The organism is Mesorhizobium sp. M1A.F.Ca.IN.020.06.1.1, from assembly GCF_004023265.1.
Classification (GTDB): domain Bacteria; phylum Pseudomonadota; class Alphaproteobacteria; order Rhizobiales; family Rhizobiaceae; genus Mesorhizobium.
The window spans coordinates 1-3,982 of the sequence record NZ_RZSR01000562.1; the positions used below are offsets into that span (position 1 = coordinate 1).

The 3,982-nt window shown below is 63.4% G+C and carries 3 protein-coding genes and 1 pseudogene; all 4 read left to right on the forward strand.

Going from position 1 to position 3,982, the window contains the following annotated elements:
* Positions 1 to 215: pseudogene (locus EOA60_RS22265) on the forward strand (ABC transporter substrate-binding protein); the annotation flags it as partial.
* Between the two features lie 154 nt (positions 216 to 369).
* Positions 370 to 1,923 (forward strand): sugar ABC transporter ATP-binding protein, encoded by a 1,554-nt coding sequence (locus EOA60_RS22270; RefSeq protein ID WP_095823527.1) that lies wholly within the window; start codon positions 370 to 372, stop codon positions 1,921 to 1,923.
* On the forward strand, positions 1,920 to 2,885 hold the full coding sequence (locus tag EOA60_RS22275; RefSeq protein ID WP_067004136.1) for an ABC transporter permease: 966 nt from the start codon (positions 1,920 to 1,922) through the stop codon (positions 2,883 to 2,885). Before EOA60_RS22270 ends, EOA60_RS22275 begins: the two co-directional genes overlap by 4 nt.
* A gap of 68 nt (positions 2,886 to 2,953) precedes the next feature.
* Positions 2,954 to 3,970: a zinc-binding alcohol dehydrogenase family protein gene (locus tag EOA60_RS22280; protein WP_128311900.1), complete on the forward strand. Its 1,017-nt coding sequence runs from the start codon at positions 2,954 to 2,956 to the stop codon at positions 3,968 to 3,970.
* Positions 3,971 to 3,982 lie beyond the last annotated feature (12 nt).

Here is a 3,982-nt window from a genome sequence, read left to right on the forward strand (position 1 = left end):
ACGAGAAGCTGATCAAGTTCCTCAACGACGGCGTCATCTCCGGCCTCGTCGTCCAGGATCCGTACCGGATGGGCTACGACGGCATCAAGACCGCCTTAGCCGCCTCGAAGGGCGAGAAGGTCGAGGCCAATGTCGACACCGGCGCCAATCTCGTCACCAAGGACAACATGAAGGATCCGAAGATCGACGCGCTGCTCAACCCGAAGCTCAACTGATCTTCGCGACATTCGTTTCCGGGGCTTCGCCGCCCCGGAAACATCGCGGCGGACAGCTTGGAAATCCGCCGGCTTGCTTTAGGCTCTGCCTTCTAGATGCGCGCCAGACGCATCGCTGCGTATCCAACGGTTGGATCAATCTGGGAGGATTGTCATGACGTCGACGGCGCAGGAACTGCACCCGCCCCCCACGCTGAAACCGGGCAGGACCATCCTCGAGTTGAAAGGCCTGGAAAAGCGCTATCCCGGCACGCATGCGCTGAAGCCGGTGGACCTTGCCTTCAAGTCGGGCGAGATCCACGCCATCGTCGGCGAGAACGGCGCCGGCAAATCGACGCTGATAAAGCTTTTAACCGGCGTCATGCCGCGCACCTCCGGCGAAGTCGTCTGGGAAGGTAAACCCGAGGCGCTGGCCACGCCGCACGAGGCGATGGCGCTCGGCATCAATGCCGTCCACCAGGAGGTCGTGCTTTGCCGCCACCTCACCGTCGCCGCCAACATGTTCCTCGGCGAGGAGAATTCCCGCTTCGGTCTGTTGCAGCAGCGCGCCATGGTGAAAGAAGCGCAGAAGATCATCGATGGGCTCGGCTTCGACCTGCCTGCGCATGTCATGCTGGGCGACCTCACCATCGGCCAGCAGCAGCTGATCGCCGCCGCCCGCGCCACGGTACGCGGGACAAAGTTCCTCATCTTCGACGAGCCGACCGCCTACTTGACCCGCAAGGAGGCCGACCAGTTGTTCAAGCTGATCCGCCGGCTAAAGGGCGAAGGCGTCACCATCATCTATATCAGCCACCGCATGGAGGAGGTGTTCGAGCTTGCCGATCGCGTTTCGGTGCTGCGCGACGGCACGCTCGTCGGCACCCGCAACATAGCCGAGACCAGCGAGCCGGAACTGGTCAAGCTGATGATCAACCGCTCGATCGAGCAGATCTACCACAAGGAGCATTTCACGCCGGGCGCGACGATCGTCGAGACGCGGAATCTCTCCGGCAAGGGTTTCGAGAACATCTCGGTGACTGTCCGCACGGGCGAGATCGTCGGACTTTACGGCTTGATCGGAGCCGGCCGCAGCGAGTTCGTCACCACGCTTTACGGCCGCCACAGGAAGTCGGCCGGTCAGATCCTGTGGCAAGGCAAGGAGGTGCAAGTCAACTCCGAGCATGACGCGATAAGGCTCGGCATGGCCCTCGCCCCCGAAAGCCGCCGCGACCAAGGCCTTTGCCTCAACCTGCCGGTCGGCACGAATCTCAACCTGCCGATCTACAAGCGCATCTCGAGCAATCTTCTGATCTCAGGCTCGCGCGAGAAGGCCGAGGCCGATCGCCAGATAGCCGATCTCAGGATCAAGACGCCGACGCGCCATGCGCTGGCCTCCAGCCTGTCGGGCGGCAACCAGCAGAAGATCGTCATCGGCAAATGGCTGGCGCATGGCGCCAAGCTGTTCATCTTCGACGAGCCGACGGTCGGCGTCGATGTCGGTACCAAGGCCGAGATTTACCGGCTGTTCTCGACGCTTCTGTCCAAGGGCGCCGGTATCATCCTGATCTCGTCCTACCTTCCGGAAGTCTACGAGCTCGCCGACACGCTGCATGTGTTCCGCCGCGGCAAGCTGGTTGCGACGCATGGCTTCCGCACCGCCAGCCATGAGGACATTTTGGGCCAAGCGCTGGCCGAGAAACAAGAAAAGACGGGAGGACGAAAATGAGCACCGAGGCGATCCCCGCCGAAAAGCCGAAGCGCAACTACAACGCCTTGTTCGGGCTGACGCTGCTCGGCTTGTTGCTTTTGATGTGGATCGTGCTGGCGGTCGCCACACCCTCCTTCGCCACGACGCTCAACATCACCAATCTTTTGCGTCAGGGTTCGCTGATCGCCATCCTCGCGGTCGGCCAGACCTTCGTCATCATCACCGGCGGCATCGATCTCTCGGTCGGTGCCGTGGTCGGCTTCACCACCGTCATCGTGGCGCTTCTGATCAATGCCGGCTGGCCGATCTGGGCGGCTGTGCTCATTACTTTGCTCGCCGGGGTCGCCATCGGCCTGTTCCACGGCTTCGGCATCGTCAAGATGGGCCTGCCGCCCTTCATCATCACCCTGGCCACGATGACGTCGCTGCGCGGCATCGGCCTCTTGATGACCAACGGCAATTCGATCTCGATCAACAGCGACCCTTTCCAGGCCTTCTCGCGCGGCTCGCTGCTCGGCATCCCCTATCTGTTCTGGATGGTGATCCTGGTCGCCATACCGTCCTACGTGTTCCTGCACCACACGCGCTGGGGCCGCTATTTATTCTCGGTCGGCTCCAATGCGGAGGCCGCGCGCCTTTCCGGCGTGAACGTGCCGCGCACCATCTTCATGGCCTATATCCTGTCCGGCCTGCTCGCGGCTTTCGTGGGTGTGCTGCTTGCCTCGCGCATCGGCATCGGCAACCCGACCCAGGGCGACACCTATGAGCTGCAGGCTATCGCCTCGTCGGTGATCGGCGGCACCTCGCTGTTCGGCGCCATCGGCTCGGTGCATGGACCGCTGATCGGCTCCTTCATTCTTTCGACGATCAACAACGGCGCCAACCTGCTCAACGTCAACACCTTCTGGCAGCGCGTCATCACCGGCCTGCTGATCATCGTCATCGTCTACTTCGACGGCCTGCGCCGTCGCGGCAAGTAATCGTTCCTGAAATGACGCGCCGGCCCCGATCGAGCGGGGCCGACGCCCCTTAAACACTGGATCAGCGCATGAAAGCCGTCGTCTGCCGCTCGCCTGGCGACCTTGTTCTCGAAGACCGCGCCGAACCCGGCGCGCCGCCGCCCGGCTGGGCGCGCATCGCAGTCAGCCATGTCGGCATCTGCGGCACCGACTATCACATCTTCGAAGGCAAGCACCCGTTCCTCGCCTATCCGCGCATCATGGGCCACGAGGTCTCGGGCACGGTCGTCGAGCGAGGTGAAGGCGTCGAGCTTGCCATCGGCGAGCCGGTGATCATCAACCCCTATCTCGCCTGCGGCAAATGCGTTGCCTGCCGGCACGGCAAGCCGAACTGCTGCGTGCAGATCGAGGTGCTTGGCGTCCATCGCGACGGCGCCATGTGCGACGAGATCCTGGTGCCGGCGCAAAACCTTTATCCAGCAAATGGCCTATCGCTGGCCGATGCCGCCGCCGTCGAATTCCTGGCCATCGGCGCACACGCCGTGCGGCGCTCGCTGAGTGCGCCCGGCCAGCGCACGCTGGTCATCGGCGCCGGTCCGATCGGCCTTGGCACGGCACTGTTCGCCCGCATCGCCGGCCTCGATGTCAGCCTGCTCGACATGAGCACCGAACGGCTCGATTTCGCCGAAAGCGAGCTCGGCTTTGCCGCACTCGACGGCTCGAAAGCGCCGGCTGCCGATCTGGTGCGGCAGGCGTCCGACGGCGAAGGCTTCGACCTTGTGTTCGACGCCACCGGCAACACGCAGTCGGTGCAGTCCGCGTTCACCCATGTCGCGCATGGCGGAGCGCTGGTGCTGGTCAGCGTCGTCCAGGACGACATCACCTTCTCCGATCCCGAGTTTCACAAGCGCGAGATGACGCTGGTCGGCAGCCGCAATGCGCTCAGAGCAGACTTCGACCATGTCGCCGCCTCGATCCGCAACGGCGCCGTGCCGCTGGAGAAACTCGTCACCCACCGCACGACCCTTGCCGATACGCCGCGCGATCTAGCGCGCTGGGCGCACGAAAAATCCGGGTTGATCAAAGCGGTTATCGAGGTCGGATAGGGAGGCCCGACC